We start from the raw sequence: 15,980 nt of genomic DNA on the forward strand, positions 1-15,980 counted from the left end.
GCGATTCTAGCCGCGTCTCCCCCTCGGCGGGGCGGTCTCACGCGGTCTCGACGAACTCCATCAGACGTTCGCCACTGCGCTCGAAGATGCGGCCGCCGAGCACGGCTCCCCCGAGGAACACCGCGATCCCGGTGAGGATGCCGACCCAGAACGCGGCGGGCGCGTAGCCGGAATCGGCGACGATGCTCGCCGCGAACAGCCACATCGTCGGCACACTCAGCACGATCGCGCCGAGGAACGCCGCCGCGGGGCCGTACACGCCGCGGGACGTCGGCCGCTGCGGCTGCTGGAACGGGCTGTCCCCCGGGCGGGAGACCGCGTAAGGCGCGACCACGGACACCACGCTGGAGATCCCGAGGGCGCTGAACAGCAGGCTCGCTCCGAGACCGACCAGGGGCAGGAGGAGGCTCCACCGACCGGCGAGGAGCAGCGAGAGCGGCACCGCGATCGCCAGCACGGGGACGGCGACGAGCAGCACCGGCACGAGGCGCCCGAGACGGTCGGGAAGACCGCGGACGCCGCTCGCGACGTGGGTCCACAGAGCCGTGGAATCGTAGGCGACGTCGTTGTGGGGCAGCCAGCCGAAGAACAGGGCCATGACGGGCACGGGCACGAGGGCGGCGATTTCGACCGGCACACCCGCGACGATGAGGGGGAACACGGTGAGCACGCCCGCCACCGGCACCACGATGATGTTCATGATGTACCGGCGGTCGCGCAGCCAGTACACGAGGCTCCGGGCCGCGATGGCGCCGAAGGCGTTCGAGGGCAGGAGACCGAACCAGCCGAGTCCGCTCCGTTCCCGTGCCGCCACCGGACGCTCGGTCGTGGTGAGCAGGCGACGCACGAACCAGGTCCAGGCGAGCCACAGCAGCGCCAGGGTGACGACGGCCACCAGGCCGCTGATCCAGGCCGCGGCCGTCTCCCCTTCCGCCGCCGCGAACATCGCCGCCGGGGAGGCCGCGAGCGGGGTGAAGCCGATCACGGAGGTCAGGGTCGCCAGCGATGCCGGCACCTCGCCGTCCCAGCGGAGGGAGCCGAGGAACACCGCGACGGGGAACGCGATGACGATCAGGGCGAGGGCGAACAGCGCGGTCAGCTCCCGGGAGCGGCGCTCCGGAAGCAGGAGCGCGTTGAGCGCCATCCCGACCCGCGAGAGGAGGATGGTCGACAGCAGCCCCATCAGCGCCAGGAGGACGGCCGGGAGCCACGGCGCGCCGGCCCTGATCGCGACGACGGTCACGCTGATGTAGACCGCGAGGAGTGCGAGGCTTGGGACGCTGACGAGCGACGCGATCGCGAGCACCCAGGGCATCTTCCGCTCGTCGACGCCGAACACCGCGAAGCGCCGCGGATCGAGCTGGTCGACGGCCCCCACGAGCAGGGGCCCCACGAGGAAGCCGAGCAGGACGGCCGCCCCGCCGAGCACGGTCACCGCCTTGGATACCGGGACGGGGGCGCCGCCGAGGCTGAAAACCGCCACGCACACCACCACGGTGACCGCGATCACCGCGCCGAAGGAGAGCAGGGTGCGCACCCGGTGTTCCCCGCGCAGAGCGCCCAGGAGGAGCGCGAACCTCAGTCGGAGAACGTGTGCAGCCACTCGAGCCCCTCCACCTCGCCGCTGGAGCCCGCGAGCTCCACGAATCGGGACTCGAGCGTCTGGCCCGCGCGCACCTCGTCGATCGTGCCCTCGGCGAGCACCTCGCCGTTCACGATGATCGCCACCCGGGAGCACACGCGCTCCACGAGGTCCATGCCGTGGCTCGACAGGATCACCGTGCCACCGTGCGACACGTACGCCCGCAGGATGTCGAGGATCACGGCGGACGACACGGGGTCGACGGACTCGAACGGCTCGTCGAGGACGAGCACGCGGGGCGAGTGGATCATCGCGCCCGCGAGCATGATCTTCTTCGTCATGCCGGCGGAGTAATCGGACACCACCCGGTTCAGGGCGTCGCCGAGGTCGAAGGCCCTGGCGAGGTCGCCGGTGCGCTTCTCGATGACGTCGGCGGCGAGCCCGCGGAGCAGTCCGTAGTAGTAGAGCAGCTGACGCCCGGTGAGGCGGTCGAAGGTGCGCAGCCGGTCGGGCAGCACGCCCATCACGCGCTTCGCAGCGAGCGGGTCGGTCGCCTGGTCGATGCCGCAGATGAGAACGCTGCCCTCGTCGGCGCGCAGGAGGCCGGCGACGATCGACAGGGTCGTCGTCTTGCCGGCGCCGTTCGGCCCGACGATGCCGTAGAAGGAGGCCGCGGGCACCGTGAGGTCGATGCCGTCGACCGCGCGGTTCTCACCGAACTGCTTCACGAGGCCGCGGATGCGGATGGCCTCGGTGCCGGGCTCCGCCGCCGCGTCGTCATCGGCTTCTGCCGGCGGCTCCTCGGCGATCACCGCGTCGACCACCTCGACGATCTCGACCTCCGCGACGCGGCCGTCTTCCGGTGCAGGCTCCGTCGTCACCGGCAGAGCAGTGTCGGACACCTCGACGGCGGGCTCCGTGGCACGGTCTTCGGTGACCGCGGGGTCCTCGACGAGCGTCGCAGCTTCGGTGATGCCGTCGTCCGACGCCGTCTCGGCCGAGGCGGTGTCGGTGGCCACTGCGGACGCGGTCGGCGACGACACGGGGCCGGAGTCCTCCGGCTGCGTCTCCGCAGCGGCCTCGGCGTCCGCGGCCTGTGCTTCCGCAGCCTCTGCTTCCGCCGCCTCTGCTTCCGCGGCTTTCGCGGCAGCCGCCTTGGCCGCGGCCGCCTTCGCCGCCGCGGTCTTGGCGGCGGTGGTCTTGGCCGTCGTCTTGGCCGCCGATGCTTTCGCGGCGGCCGTCTTCGCCGCCGCGGCCTTGGCCGCAGCCGTCTTGGCGGCCGTCGTCCTGGCGGCAGCCGTACTCGGCTTCGTGGTCGTCGCGGACGGACGCTTAGAGCCGGTGGTGCGCGCCGCGGTGTTCTTCATCGCGGCCGTTCGGGCTGCGGAGGCCGTGCGCGCAGCGGCGGGATCCACGCTCGCTGCGGGCGTGGGCTCCACCACGACCTCGGACGAGGGGGCCGCCTTCTCGGCCGCAGCCTTGGTCGGCGCGCCGGCCGGCTTCTTCGCCGCGGGAGACTTCGCCGCGGGAGACTTCGCCGCCGCGGACGACTTCGTCGTGGAGGACTTCGTCGTGGTGGTCTTCGCCGAAGCGGCCTTCGCACCCGCGGTCTTGCCTGCGCTCGACGTCGCACCGGCGGTCTTCGCCGCAGGCGACTTCGCGCTCGTGGTCTTCGCCGCCGGGGACTTCGCCGCCGGGGACTTCGCCGCCGTGGCCTTCGCAGCGGTGGACGTCGAGGCCGCGGTCTTCGCGCTCGTCGTCTTCGCGTTCGTGGTCTTCGCCGCAGCGGTCTTCGCCGCAGGGGTCTTCGCCGCGGTCTTCTTCTTCGCCGTCGACGCGTCCGCGGCGGACGTGCCGGCGGTCGAGGTCGCGGCTGCCTTCTTCGCGGCGGCAGAGGACGAGGCAGGCCTCTTGGCGGCCGGCTTCCGAACGGGCGCGGGGGCCTCGGCCGGAGTCTCGGCTCCCTCTGCCTGGGGGGTGGGGTCATCAGGGGAGGAAGTCACCGTCCTACGGTATCAACGGGTGGCTGAGAGCCAAGGCCCCACGCGCGATTCCGCCACCTGAACCCCTTGTCCGCCGGTTTTGCAAGGGGGTTGTCGTCCCTGTGCGTTGCGTGTGTACTCGGTCACGAAATGGCAACGGGGCCCACCTGGCCCCGGGCTTTCCAGGGGGAATCGCTACCATGATTCCCGGCACGACGAAGTGTCTGGTCGGTGAACCGGCCGTGAACACAACTTCCTTTAGGAGTATTCGTGACTCTTCAGACCGTCATCCTCGCCGCGGGCATGGGCTCCCGCCTCGGCCGCGCGCTGCCCAAGCCGCTCACCGAGCTCAGCGACGGCCGCACGATCATGGGCCAGCAGCACGACAACATCCGCGCCGCCTTCGGCTCCGACGCCCGCATCACCACGGTGGTGGGCTACCGCGCGGAGACGATCATCGAGGCCTTCCCCTCCGTGAACTACGTCCACAACGACCGCTACGACGAGACGAACACCTCGAAGAGCCTCCTGCGCGCCCTGGGCGCCACCGGCAGGAGCGGTGTGCTGTGGATGAACGGCGATGTCGTCTTCGACCCGATGATCCTCGGCCGCGCCGCCGCGTACATCGAGCGCGACCAGTCGTTCGTCACCGTCAACACCGCCAAGGTCAGCGACGAAGAGGTGAAGTACACCGTCACCGCGGAGGGCTTCATCAAGGAGCTGTCGAAGTCCGTCAAGGGCGGCCTCGGCGAGGCGGTCGGCATCAACTACATCTCCTCCGGCTTCAAGAAGGCGTTCATGCGCCAGCTGCAGCGGGTCGAGGATCAGGACTACTTCGAGCGCGGTCTCGAGCTGGCGATCGCCGAGGACGGCCTGCTGCTCGAGCCGATGGACGTCTCCGACCTGTACGCGGTCGAGGTCGACTTCGCGGAAGACCTGGAGCGCGCGAACCTCTTCGTGTGACGCTCCCCTCCGAGAGCCCCGTTCCGCCACGGACCGGGGCTCTCGGTGTTTTCGCGGTCGCGCTTCATAGGATCGGCACATGGCCCCCAAGGTGCACAAGATCCACTCCCTGCCGGACGACGCCCCGTGGGACAAGGGCGTGCCCCCGGTCGGCTCCCCCGAGCACCCGATGATGGTCCGCGGGCTCGATCGGGTGCTCTCGATCCAGCGCCCGCTGGTCCTCGCCCACATCCGCAGCATCCGGCTGCGCAACCCGCACGCGACCCCCGACGAGATCATCCGGATCCTGGAGCGCCGCTATCTCGCAGCCGTCACGACGGGCGGGGCCGCGGTGGGGGCGACCGCCGTGGTCCCCGGTATCGGCACGGGCATCACGCTCGCCCTCTCCGGCGTCGAGACCGTTGGGTTCGTGGAATCCACCGCCCTCTTCGCGCAGTCGGTCGCCGAGGTGCACGGCATCGCCGTCGGCAACCCCGACCGTGCACGCGCTCTCGTCATGACCCTCATGCTCGGTAAGGAGGGCGTCGACCTCGTCGGACAGCTCGCCCGGCAGGTCACCGGCCGCGGCAGCAGCCGATCCGCGTACTGGGGCGAGCTGGTGACGAAGTCGCTCCCCCGCGCCGCCGTGGGACCGCTCGTGGACCAGCTCAAGGGGATGTTCGTGAAGCAGTTCGCGGCCAAGGGCGGGGCATCGTTCCTCGGCAAGGCGATGCCGTTCGGCATCGGCGCGGCGATCGGCGGCGCGGGCAACCACATCCTCGGACGCCGGGTCCTCACCACCTCGCACCGGGCCTTCGGAGCCGCACCGCTCACCCTCCCCGCGGAGCTGGAGCCCGTACCCGGCGCCGAGAAGGTCGAGCTGCGGATGCTGCGCGGAGCGCGCTACGCCGGCAACGCGGTCGCGGGAGCCGCGGGCACCGTGGCGCGCGGCGCGGGATGGGTCGGGCACCGCGTCGGCGAGATCGCTGGTCGCCGACGCGAGCACCCCTCGGAAGAGCTCGACGCCGGTCCCGCCGATGGCGATCACGGGTTGCCGCCGCGACCGGGTTCCGACACGACCGCGGGGTGAGCGAGCGCGCACCTCGCCAAAGGATCCGCCGCCCCGTTGTGCCGATCATCCAACGGACGGCGCGGAGCCGACGCTAGGGTGGAATCCGTGACGGACAAGCCCGACCCCTTTACCACCGCCGGAAAGATCGCGGACCTGCGCGCTCGCTACACCGAGGCCGTCGTCGACGCCGAGGCCAAGGCGAAGGAGAAGCAGCACGCCAAGGGCAAGATGACCGCCCGCGAGCGCATCGAACTCCTCGTCGATCCCGGCAGCTTCGTCGAGTTCGACGAGTATGTGCGGCACCGCACCACCGCGTTCGGCATGGATCGCTCGCGTCCGTACGGCGACTCCGTGGTGACCGGCGTCGGCACCATCCACGGCCGCACCGTCGCCGTGTACTCGCAGGACTTCTCCACCTTCGGCGGGTCGCTCGGCGAGGTCGCCGGCGAGAAGATCGTCAAGATCATGGAGTTCGCCCTGGCGGGCGGCATGCCCTGCATCGGCATCCTCGACTCCGGCGGCGCGCGGATCCAGGAGGGCGTCGTCGCCCTCGGCAAGTACGGCGAGATCTTCCGCCTCAACACCCGCGCCTCGGGCGTGATCCCGCAGATCTCGATCATCATGGGCCCGGCGGCCGGCGGCGCGGTCTACTCCCCCGCCCTCACCGACTTCGTCATCATGGTCGACAAGACCAGCCAGATGTTCGTCACCGGACCCGACGTGATCAAGACCGTCACCGGCGAGGACGTCGGCATGGAGGAGCTCGGCGGCGCCTACACGCACAACACCCGCTCCGGTGTCGCGCACTACCTGGCCGAGGACGAGGACGACGCGATCGACTACGCCCGCACGCTCCTCGGCTTCCTGCCGGACAACAACATGGCGGAGCTGCCCTCGTACGAGAGCGCGTTCGAGTTCGAGACCACCGACGCGGACCGCACGCTCAACACGCTCATCCCGGACTCCCCGAACCAGCCGTACGACATCCACACCGTGATCGAGCACGTCGTCGACGACGGCGACTTCCTCGAGGTGCAGCCGCTGTTCGCGCCGAACATCGTCATCGGCTTCGGACGCATCGAGGGCCGCTCGGTCGGCATCATCGCCAATCAGCCGTCCCAGATGGCCGGAACGCTCAACATCGAGGCCGGCGAGAAGGCGAGCCGGTTCGTGCGCTTCTGCGACGCGTTCTCGGTCCCCATCGTGACCCTCGTCGACGTCCCCGGCTACCTCCCGGGCACCGACCAGGAGTGGACCGGCGTCATCCGCCGCGGCGCCAAGCTCCTCTACGCGTACGCGGAGGCCACCGTGCCGCTCGTGACCGTCATCCTCCGCAAGGCGTACGGCGGCGCGTACATCGTCATGGGGTCGAAGCAGCTCGGCGCCGACGTGAACCTCGCCTGGCCGACCGCCGAGATCGCCGTGATGGGCGGACAGGGCGCCGTCAACATCCTCTACCGCGGGGAGATCCGCAAGGCGGAGGAAGCGGGCGAGGACGTGGCGGCGGTCCGCACGCGCCTCGCGAACGAGTACACGTACAACGTGGCCTCGCCCTTCCTCGCGGCCGAGCGCGGCGAGCTCGACGGGATCATCGAGCCGGCGAACACGCGGGTGGCCATCGCGAAGGCTCTCCGGGCGTTGCGGGGCAAGCGTGCCGAGCTGCCCCCGAAGAAGCACGGGAACATCCCGCTGTGAGCGGCCAGGAACCCGCCGTCGACGGGGCGGCGCCTGCGCCCGTGATGCTGGAGGTCACCCGCGGCACCGCGACCGAGGAGGAGCTCGCTGCCCTCATCGCGGTGCTGGGGGACGCCTATACGAACGAGCAGGCGGAGGCAACGGTCGAGGAGCCGCGGGTCTCCGCGTGGACCCGTACGCAGCGTCCGCTGCGCCGGCCCCTGCGCCGGGACATCCCCTGGGGACGTTTCGCCGGCTGAGTTCCGGCCCGGATCTTGTCCCCCAAAATACCTACAGACAACCGTTGCTCGGGACCGCAGACTAGAGGAGACGCTTCGCGTTCGGCTGGTCTCTCTGTCCCAGGGTAGACAGACGCTGATCGGCCACCAGCGGACGGTTTTCGGGTAACTGTCCGCACGGCGAGGGGCAGGCGGATTCGCCGCCCCTCGCCCACTCTCATCTCCGCGCGTCCGACGTCGTCCCGCGCCGCTCCCTCGTGATCTCGTGCCACAGGTCCACGGAATCGTCGTCCGATGCCCGCAGACCCGCGCGACCGACGACGGTGACGGCGACGAGCGGGTCTCGTGCGGAGCGGATGATGATGCGCCCCGTCCCGGCGCTGCGGAGCACCGACGCGAGCTCGTCGCGGATCTCCATGCGGCGGCCCTCGTCGACGCCGTCGAGTCCGCCCTCGTCGAACACGGTCACCGAGGCGCCGCGACGTCGGGCGGCATCGATCGCGTTGCGGACGTCGTCGTTCAGCAGGTCCGCCCCGCGCAGCTCGTCCCGGAGGCGCCCCTCGGCGAGCCGCGCCTCCAGCCGCTCGTCCTCGTCGAGCTGGCCGCGTGACGCCACCACCCGGCTGAGGACGGGGCCGGCGACCGCGAGGGCGAACTGGGTACGGAGGCGGCGCTCGCGCTGGCGCACCCGTTGCGTCGCGTGCCAGGCCGACACCGCCTGCTGGATCTCCGACAGGCGCTCCGTGTCGCTCACGGCGCGGTCCCAGAACATCACCAGGAGCTGGGCGACCGCGACCCACATGATCGACCCCACGACGCCGAGGTTCAACGCCACTCCGAACCCGAGGGCGGCGGAGGCGGCGACGACGAGCACGACCAGCGTCGCCCAGCCCGCCCACGCGCGGCGACGGACCACGCAGACGATGCCGAGCAACCCCAGGGCTCCGATGTACCAGGTGGCGAAGGGCGCCGTCCGATCGTCGGGATCCAGCGAGAGGGTGACCAGCACCGGGATGACCGCGCTCGCTCCGAGGGCGAGGAGCGCCGACCACAACGGCATGCGCACCGTGACCGGACTCCCGAGGATCGCGATGTTCACCACCACGAGGTACACGGCGATGGCGAGGACCATGAGCAGCGGAGCCGTCGGCTGCTCGATCCACCAGATCCCGCGGGCGACGAAGTACAGCGCGAAGCCGACGGCGAGCGAGGTGGCGACGCTGCGGACGGTCCGGTTCATGAGCGCTCCCACCCCAGGGTCACGACGGTGCCTTCCGCATCCGAGGAGATGTGCGCGGTCCCGGCCACACCGGCCATGCGGGCGAGGATCGAGGCGCGGATGCCGAGCCGGTCGGGACCGATGGCGTCAACGTCGAAGCCGCCGCCGGTGTCCGAGATCGTCACGGCGATGCCCTCGTCACCGTGACCGACGACGAGGATGTGCAGACCACGACCGTGGGCGTGCGCGACGGCGTTCCCGATCGCCTGGCGGGCGGCGAGCACGAGGGCCCGCGCGGCCCGCCCCGGGACGAGGCCGCTGCCGCCGCGCTCCTCCACGATGGCGTCCGCGCCCAGCTCGGAGAGTGCTCGTCGCAGTTCCACGACGATCTGCGCGGCCCCCACCGGCTCGTCGCTGCCCTCCTCCGCGACCGCCGCCTCGGTGTTCGCGAGCCGCGTGAGGGCCTCCCTGGCCATCGCCACGGCGAGCTCCCGTGCCCGCTCGCCCTCCGCGCGCTCGGCGGCGATGAGAGCCGCGAGGACGCTGTCGTGCATGAGGGCCGACATCGCGACCCTCTCCTCCTCCGCAGCCGCGGCCGCGGCCGCCGTGGCATACGAGGCCACGGCCGTCCCCCGCGCTTCGTCCACGCCCGCGGCGACCGAACGGAACATCCAGCCGAGCGACACGATCACGACGCCGAGGATCAGCGTGAAGGAGACGTCGAACGCCGTCGTCACCCAGAACTCCCGGGAGAACTCCCCCTGCACCAGACGCACGTACCCGTAGACGAAGGGCACGCCGACGGCCCATGCGAACTGCAACCGCACGGGGAAGGCCAGCATCGCCGCCACCACGCCCACGTTCACGAGGAAGAAGATCCACGGCTGGTCGCCCGCCACCTTGTCCGTGGGGTCGACGACGACGGGCCACGCTGCGAGCGCGAGCACGTACACGACGGCGAACACCCCCGCGGCCAGGCGCACGCCGCGTCCGACCAGACAGGCGACGAGCATCGCGGTCAGCGGTAGGAAGACGGCGACGAGCATCGAGATGTGCGGCGCGTCCGCGCGGGACATCGTCTGCACGGCCGCGATCAGCGCCTGCGCTCCGAGCACGGCCGACCCCAGGGCGACGACGATCGCGAGGATGCGCTCCATCCGCTTGCCGGTGAACCGCTCGAAGCCGTTCTCCGCGCTGCCGGGAGAAGGGATCTTGCTCCAGGCGTCGCGGACGCTCAGCGGCTCAGCGGGCACTCGGCGCCCCGTCGGCCGTCACGATGCCGTCCTCCATCGCGCGCCGCAGCAGATCGACCTTGGTGGGCGCCGGCCGACCGACCTCGACGTACTTCACCCGGATCCGGGTGATGTTCTCCTTCGCCGTGGAGTACGCGACGCCGAGACGCTCGGCCACGGCCTTCAGCGGCAGGCCCGTCGCGTACAGACGCAGCACCTCCCGCTCGCGGCTGGACAGCTGGGCATCGGCGAACGCGCGGTCGCCGTCGACCGCACTCGCCCACTCGACGTTGTTCAGCGCCTCGCCCTGCGCCACGGTGCGGATCGCGTCCAGCACGTCGTCGAGGGCCGACGACTTGCTGACGACACCGGCCGCCCCCGCCGCCAGCGCCTCCCGTACCGCTGCGGGCCGGTCGGCGACGCTGTGGATCACGACGCTGGCGCCGTCGGCGACGAGGGACACGACGTTCTCCGTCACCGTCGTCCCGTCCCCCAGCGTCAGGTCGAGCACGACGACGTCGGCCGGCGGGGCACCCGTGGAGGACCGCCACACGAGGTAGGAGCCGACCGTGCTCCCGGTGAACACGACGGTCTGCCCGTCCCTGGCGCACGCGGCCTCGAGGCCGAGGCGGACGGACTCGTGGTCGTCGATGAGGGCGACGGTGCTCATGCCCACAGCCTAGTGAGTCGCGGACCGGGGGCCGGGAATGCGCTCACCGGGTGAGCAGGGCGACGACCTCGAAGTGATGCGAATGCGGGAAGAGGTCGAACCCGCGGAGCGCGTCGACCTGCCACCCGAGGCCCCGGAAGGTACCGAGGTCGCGCGCGAGGGCGACGGGGTCGCAGGCGACGTAGGCGATCGCGGACGGAGCCAGCGCATGCACGCCCTCCACGACCGCGCGTCCGGCGCCGGACCGGGGCGGGTCGAGCACCACCGCCCCCGTCGCGCCCCCGCGCCGCGGCTGCTGCAGGAAGCGGTCGACCCGGGCCGTGACGGCGGTCACGTCGAGCGGGGCGAGGTTCGCGGCGGCGTGCTGCGTCGCGCGGCGGCTGGATTCGACGGTCACGACGTCGGTGCCGCCGAGATCCGCGAGAGTCCGCGCGAACAGGCCCACTCCGCCGTACAGGTCGTAGTGCGTCGCGTCCGGCTCCACGTGTCCGTCGAGCAGCCCGTACACGGCGCCGTCGAGGACGGAGGCGGCGCGGGGGTGCACCTGCCAGAACCCGCCGGCGTCGACGTCGAACGTGCGGTCGCCGACGCGCTCCTGCACCACCTCGGGCTTCGGCCGGGGGCGGCGGTCCCTGGGCGCCCGGCGCTCGGCCTCGGGGTGCCGGAGGATGCGCACGCGACCGTCCGCGGGCTCCACGAGCTCGATGCGCCCGGGCTTCTCGCCCTGCAGGGCCAGGGCGGCCTCGGCGATCGCGGGGCGGGCGAGCGGGTAGGTCGACACCGGCACGACGCGGTGGCTGCGGGCGGCGAAGGGACCGATCCGCCCGGCATCGTCGACGTGCAGGGTCACCCGCGTGCGCCACCCCGTCCCGTCGCCGGACTCCACGGCCTCGATCTCCGGGGCGTCGAGTCCGGGACCGGCGAAGCGGTCGAACGCCTCCGCCAGCACCTGTCGCTTGAGCGCGCGCTGGTGGTCGAGCTCGATGTGCCCGAGGTCGGCGCCGCCGGGTCGCTGGGCGGGGTCGTGCGCGACGTCCGCCTCCGGCCAGATGTGCGGCCGGCGATGCGGTGAGGCGTCGAGGACCTCGAGCGTCTCGGCGCGCCAGAAGCTCCGGGTGTCCGGCTCCCCGGCGGCGGGGGACGGATCCAGCAGGCGGGCACGGACGCGCTCGCCCGGGATCGCGTCCGAGACGAAGATCACACGGCCTTCGTGACGGGCGATGAACGTGCCTCCGTGGGCGATGCCGGTGATGTCGAGATCGAGCACGTCGGCTGCGGAGGAAGTCATCCTTCGAGGATACGGTGGTCTCCATGCGCGTCTGCCTCGCCTCCACCTCCCCCGCCCGGCTCATGCTGCTGCGTCAGGCCGGCATCGAACCCCTCACGCTGTCGCCGGAGGTGGACGAGGACGCCCTCGCCGCCGCGGCCGAGGAGCGCATGGGTCCCGTCGCACCCGCCGACCTGGTGCTGCTGCTCGCCCGCGCCAAGGCCGCGGCCGTCGCCGAGCGGCTAGCCGCCGAGGGCGCGTTCGACGGCATCGTCATCGGCGGGGACTCGATGTTCGCGCTCGGGGAGCGGGTGTACGGCAAGCCCTACACGCCGGAGGAAGCCACGCGCCGGTGGCAGGAGATGCGCGGCGCCACGGGGGTGCTGTACTCCGGGCACTCCGTGTTCCGTGTCTCCCCCGGCGCGGCTCTCGTCGAGGCGGCCGCGGTCGCGGAGGCCGCCGTGACGTTCGCCGAGGACATCAGCGATGAGGAGATCGCCGCGTACGTGGCATCGGGGGAACCGCTGCACGTCGCCGGGGCCTTCACCGTGGACAGCCTCGGCGGCGCCTTCATCACCCGGGTCGAGGGCGATCCCTCCACCGTGGTGGGCATGTCGCTGTCCACCGTGCGCCGCCTCACCGCCGACCTCGGGGTCCGGTGGACGGATCTGTGGTCGTAGACTCCCCTCCACGTTTTTCCCTCTTTCTTGTCGAGAGTCGTCAAAAGTATCGGGATGCTACTCGCTAGGCTGGCAACCATGCCTGAAATCGCGAAGGTGCTCGTCGCCAACCGCGGCGAGATCGCCGTCCGCATCGTCCGTGCCGCTCGTGACTCCGGGATCGCCTCGGTCGCCGTCTACGCCGACCAGGACAGGGACGCGCTGCATGTGCGCCTGGCCGACGAGGCGTATGCGCTCGGTGGCGCGACCAGCGCCGAGACGTACCTCCAGATCGAGAAGATCCTCTCCGTCGCCCGCCGCGCCGGTGCCGACGCCGTGCACCCCGGCTATGGCTTCCTCGCAGAGAACGCCGAATTCGCGCGCGCGGTGATCGACGCCGGGATGATCTGGATCGGCCCCTCCCCGGAGGCGATCGAGGCGCTCGGCGACAAGGTCACCGCCCGCCACGTGGCCGAGAAGGTCGGCGCGCCCCTCGCGCCCGGCACCCCCGGCCCGGTTTCCGGTGCCGACGAGGTCGTCGCCTTCGCCCAGGAGTACGGTCTGCCGATCGCGATCAAGGCGGCCTACGGCGGCGGCGGACGCGGCCTCAAGGTCGCCCGCGAGCTCGACGAGGTCGAGGAGCTGTTCGAATCCGCCACCCGCGAGGCCGTCGCCGCCTTCGGCCGCGGCGAGTGCTTCGTGGAGAAGTACCTCGACAAGCCCCGCCACGTCGAGACCCAGTGCCTCGCCGACGCCGAGGGCAACGTCGTCATCATCTCGACCCGCGACTGCTCGCTGCAGCGCCGGCACCAGAAGCTCGTGGAGGAGGCACCGGCCCCGTTCCTCACGCCCGAGCAGAACGAGAAGCTCTACTCGGCCTCCAAGGCCATCCTCAAGGAGGTCGGCTACGTCGGCGCGGGCACGTGCGAGTTCCTCATCGGCGCCGACGGCACGGTCTCCTTCCTCGAGGTGAACACCCGCCTCCAGGTCGAGCACCCGGTGTCCGAGGAGGTCACCGGGATCGACCTCGTCCGCGAGCAGTTCCGCATCGCCGCCGGTGGCACGATCGACTACGACGACCCCCAGCCGCAGGGTCACTCCATCGAGTTCCGCATCAACGGCGAGGACCCGGGTCGCGGGTTCCTCCCCCAGCCCGGCCCCATCCACGTCTTCAAGACCTTCGGCGGCCCCGGCATCCGCCTCGACTCCGGCGTCACCGCCGGGGACGCGGTGTCCGGCGCGTTCGACTCGCTGCTCGCCAAGATCATCGTCACCGGCAAGGACCGCGCCGAGGCCCTGGAGCGCGCGCGTCGGGCCCTCGACGAGTTCGAGGTCGCCGGTCTGCCCACCGTCATCCCCTTCCACCGCAAGGTCGTCCGCGACCCCGCCTTCACGGCCGAGGACGGGACGTTCGGGGTGTACACGCGCTGGATCGAGACCGAGTTCGACAACGACATCCCCGCGTGGGACGGCGAGCTCGAGGCGCCGGCTCCGACGAACGCCCGGCACACCGTGGTCGTCGAGGTCGGCGGCAAGCGCCTCGAGGTCAGCCTGCCCGATCGCGTCGCGGTCGCGCCCGGCACCACCGGCCGCCCGGCGGCCGTCCCGCCGTCGCGCCGCAGCCACGCCACGGTCGCCAACGCCGGTGCGTCCGGTGACGCGGTGAAGTCGCCGATGCAGGCCACGGTCGTCAAGGTCGCGGTCGAGGAGGGGCAGCAGGTCGTCAAGGGCGACCTCGTCGTCGTCCTGGAGGCGATGAAGATGGAGCAGCCGCTGCAGGCGCACAAGGACGGCGTGGTGGGCAACATCGACGCCGCCGCGGGCACCACGGTCTCCGCCGGCCACCAGCTCCTCACGATCTCCTGACCCCGAGACCCCGCTTTCACGCCGAGACCCCGGGCTGCAGATGTCTGCAGCCCGGGGTCTCGGCGATTGCGCGGGGTCTCGGTCAGGAGATGTTCACGAGGTGCATCGCGCGGCTCGCGTCGGTGATGCTGCTCGACAGCGAGGGGTACGCGGCGAACACGCGGGAGACCTGGTCCACGGTGAGGCGACGCTCGACCGCGATCGCGATGGGGTAGATGAGCTCGGAGGCCTTCGGGGCCACGATCACGCCGCCGATCACCGTGCCGGAGCCCTTGCGGGCGATGAGCTTGACGAAGCCGTCCTTGATGCCCATCATCTTCGCGCGCGGGTTAGCGGCGAGCGGGAGCTTGTAGACCATGCCGTCGGCGAGGCCGTCCTCGACGTCCTTGACGCCGTAGCCGACGGTCGCGATCTCCGGCGCCGTGAAGATGTTGGAGGTGATCTTGATGAGCTCGAGCGGGATGACGATGTCCCCCAGCGCGTGGAACACCGCCGTCCGCCCCTGCATCGAGGCCACCGAGGCCAGCGGGAAGAAGTTCGTGCAGTCCCCGACCGCGTACACGTTCGGCACCGAGGTGCGCGCGACGCGGTTCACCCGGACGTGACCGGAATCGTCGAGCTCGACGCCGGCCTCCTCCAGGCCGATGCCCGCGGTGTTCGGGATGGAGCCGACAGCCATGAGGCAGTGGCTGCCCTCGACGGTGCGACCGTCCGACAGGGTCACGGTGACGCCGTCACCTGTGACCTCGACCTTCTCGGCCCGCGACTTGGACAGCACCTGCATGCCGCCGCGCTTGAACACCTTCTCCAGCACCCGCGCCGCATCCTGGTCCTCGCCGGGGAGGACCTGCTCGCGGCTGGAGACGAGCGTGACCTTCGCCCCGAGGTTCATGTAGGCGGACGCGAACTCCGCGCCGGTCACGCCGGAGCCGACGACGATGAGGTGCTCGGGCAGCGCCTTCATGTCGTAGAGCTGGGTCCACGTGAGGATGCGCTTGCCGTCGGGCTTAGCGGAGTCGAGCTCGCGCGGCGAAGCGCCGACCGCGACGACGATGGTGTCGGCCTCGACGCGGTCGAAGTCCGTGCCCCGCTCGCCCGTGGAGACGACGATCGCGTTCGGACCCTCCAGCCGGCCGTGACCGGAGAGGATCCGCACGCCCGCGTCGAGGAGGGTGGTGCGCATGTCCTCGGACTGCTGACCGGCCAGCGCCACGAGGCGCTTGTTCACGGCGGCGAGGTTGATGGCGATCTCCGGCTTGAGCGGCTTGCCGTTCTCGCCCTTGGCGTAGAAGTTCACGCCCAGGTCGCTGGCCTCGGAGATGGCGACAGCGGCGTCCGCCGTCGCGATGAGGCTCTTCGACGGCACGACGTCGGTGAGCACGGCCGAACCGCCGACACCGACGCGCTCGACGAGGGTGACCTCCGCTCCGAGCTGGGCGGCCGCCAGGGCCGCCTCGTAACCGCCGGGTCCGCCGCCGAGGACGGCGACGCGCTGAGTGCGCTCGAAAGTGGTGGAAGACATGCTCTCCATTCTTCCGCAATCCTGGCACCGGAGCCTGCCACTTCCTAGAGTGGA

General features: G+C 71.3%; 14 protein-coding genes. 7 read left to right on the plus strand and 7 right to left on the minus strand.

Annotated features, from left to right (window positions below; genetic code table 11):
• Window positions 1-37: 37 nt before the first annotated feature.
• Window positions 38-1,603, minus strand: coding sequence for a hypothetical protein (locus IZR02_RS11325; RefSeq protein WP_025105321.1), 1,566 nt, complete (start codon window positions 1,601-1,603; stop codon window positions 38-40).
• Window positions 1,579-2,949 carry an ABC transporter ATP-binding protein gene (locus tag IZR02_RS11330; protein WP_025105322.1) on the minus strand — a complete coding sequence of 457 codons (1,371 nt, stop codon included), beginning with the start codon at window positions 2,947-2,949 and terminating at the stop codon, window positions 1,579-1,581. The genes IZR02_RS11325 and IZR02_RS11330 overlap by 25 nt, the downstream gene beginning before the upstream one ends.
• Between IZR02_RS11330 and IZR02_RS11335 the strand changes: the two genes are divergently transcribed.
• The 5 genes from IZR02_RS11335 to IZR02_RS11355 all read left to right on the plus strand — a co-directional run bounded on the left by IZR02_RS11335 (window position 2,924) and on the right by IZR02_RS11355 (window position 7,512).
• On the plus strand, window positions 2,924-3,646 hold the full coding sequence (locus IZR02_RS11335) for a hypothetical protein (protein ID WP_162817589.1): 723 nt from the start codon (window positions 2,924-2,926) through the stop codon (window positions 3,644-3,646). The genes IZR02_RS11330 and IZR02_RS11335 overlap by 26 nt on opposite strands.
• Window positions 3,647-3,834: 188 nt before the next feature.
• Window positions 3,835-4,527 carry an NTP transferase domain-containing protein gene (locus IZR02_RS11340; RefSeq protein ID WP_025105324.1) on the plus strand — a complete coding sequence of 231 codons (693 nt, stop codon included), beginning with the start codon at window positions 3,835-3,837 and terminating at the stop codon, window positions 4,525-4,527.
• A gap of 79 nt (window positions 4,528-4,606) precedes the next feature.
• On the plus strand, window positions 4,607-5,596 hold the full coding sequence (locus IZR02_RS11345; RefSeq protein ID WP_062764698.1) for a hypothetical protein: 990 nt from the start codon (window positions 4,607-4,609) through the stop codon (window positions 5,594-5,596).
• Window positions 5,597-5,683: 87 nt separating this feature from the next.
• Window positions 5,684-7,273, plus strand: coding sequence for an acyl-CoA carboxylase subunit beta (locus tag IZR02_RS11350; RefSeq protein ID WP_374209026.1), 1,590 nt, complete (start codon window positions 5,684-5,686; stop codon window positions 7,271-7,273).
• Window positions 7,270-7,512 carry an acyl-CoA carboxylase subunit epsilon gene (locus IZR02_RS11355; protein ID WP_308195714.1) on the plus strand — a complete coding sequence of 81 codons (243 nt, stop codon included), beginning with the start codon at window positions 7,270-7,272 and terminating at the stop codon, window positions 7,510-7,512. Before IZR02_RS11350 ends, IZR02_RS11355 begins: the two co-directional genes overlap by 4 nt.
• Before the next feature lie 196 nt (window positions 7,513-7,708).
• Here IZR02_RS11355 and IZR02_RS11360 read toward each other — a convergent pair whose 3' ends face one another.
• Genes IZR02_RS11360 through IZR02_RS11375 form a run of 4 tightly spaced genes read right to left on the minus strand, consistent with a single transcriptional unit; the run spans window position 7,709 to window position 11,900 of the window.
• Window positions 7,709-8,731 (minus strand): hypothetical protein, encoded by a 1,023-nt coding sequence (locus IZR02_RS11360; protein WP_025105328.1) that lies wholly within the window; start codon window positions 8,729-8,731, stop codon window positions 7,709-7,711.
• Window positions 8,728-9,963, minus strand: a complete 1,236-nt coding sequence (locus IZR02_RS11365) for an ATP-binding protein (RefSeq protein WP_025105329.1) — start codon at window positions 9,961-9,963, stop codon at window positions 8,728-8,730. The genes IZR02_RS11360 and IZR02_RS11365 overlap by 4 nt, the downstream gene beginning before the upstream one ends.
• The gene (locus tag IZR02_RS11370) at window positions 9,953-10,612 is read right to left on the minus strand and encodes a response regulator transcription factor (protein ID WP_060923517.1); all 660 of its coding nucleotides are present in this window, start codon (window positions 10,610-10,612) and stop codon (window positions 9,953-9,955) included. The genes IZR02_RS11365 and IZR02_RS11370 overlap by 11 nt, the downstream gene beginning before the upstream one ends.
• Window positions 10,613-10,655: 43 nt before the next feature.
• Window positions 10,656-11,900, minus strand: coding sequence for a class I SAM-dependent RNA methyltransferase (locus tag IZR02_RS11375; protein WP_025105331.1), 1,245 nt, complete (start codon window positions 11,898-11,900; stop codon window positions 10,656-10,658).
• 23 nt (window positions 11,901-11,923) lie between these two features.
• Between IZR02_RS11375 and IZR02_RS11380 the strand changes: the two genes are divergently transcribed.
• Entirely contained in the window at window positions 11,924-12,559 is a 636-nt protein-coding gene (locus IZR02_RS11380; RefSeq protein WP_029989986.1) for a Maf family protein, read from the plus strand.
• Between the two features lie 78 nt (window positions 12,560-12,637).
• Window positions 12,638-14,404 (plus strand): acetyl/propionyl/methylcrotonyl-CoA carboxylase subunit alpha, encoded by a 1,767-nt coding sequence (locus IZR02_RS11385; RefSeq protein WP_029989988.1) that lies wholly within the window; start codon window positions 12,638-12,640, stop codon window positions 14,402-14,404.
• Between the two features lie 82 nt (window positions 14,405-14,486).
• Here the strand turns inward: IZR02_RS11385 and IZR02_RS11390 are convergent, their stop codons facing one another.
• Complete coding sequence (locus IZR02_RS11390) at window positions 14,487-15,935, minus strand: NAD(P)H-quinone dehydrogenase (RefSeq protein ID WP_025105680.1); 1,449 nt, start codon at window positions 15,933-15,935, stop codon at window positions 14,487-14,489.
• Between the last annotated feature and the right edge of the window lie 45 nt (window positions 15,936-15,980).

Origin of the sequence: Microbacterium paraoxydans (genome assembly GCF_019056515.1) — a bacterium.
Taxonomy (GTDB): Bacteria; Actinomycetota; Actinomycetes; order Actinomycetales; family Microbacteriaceae; genus Microbacterium.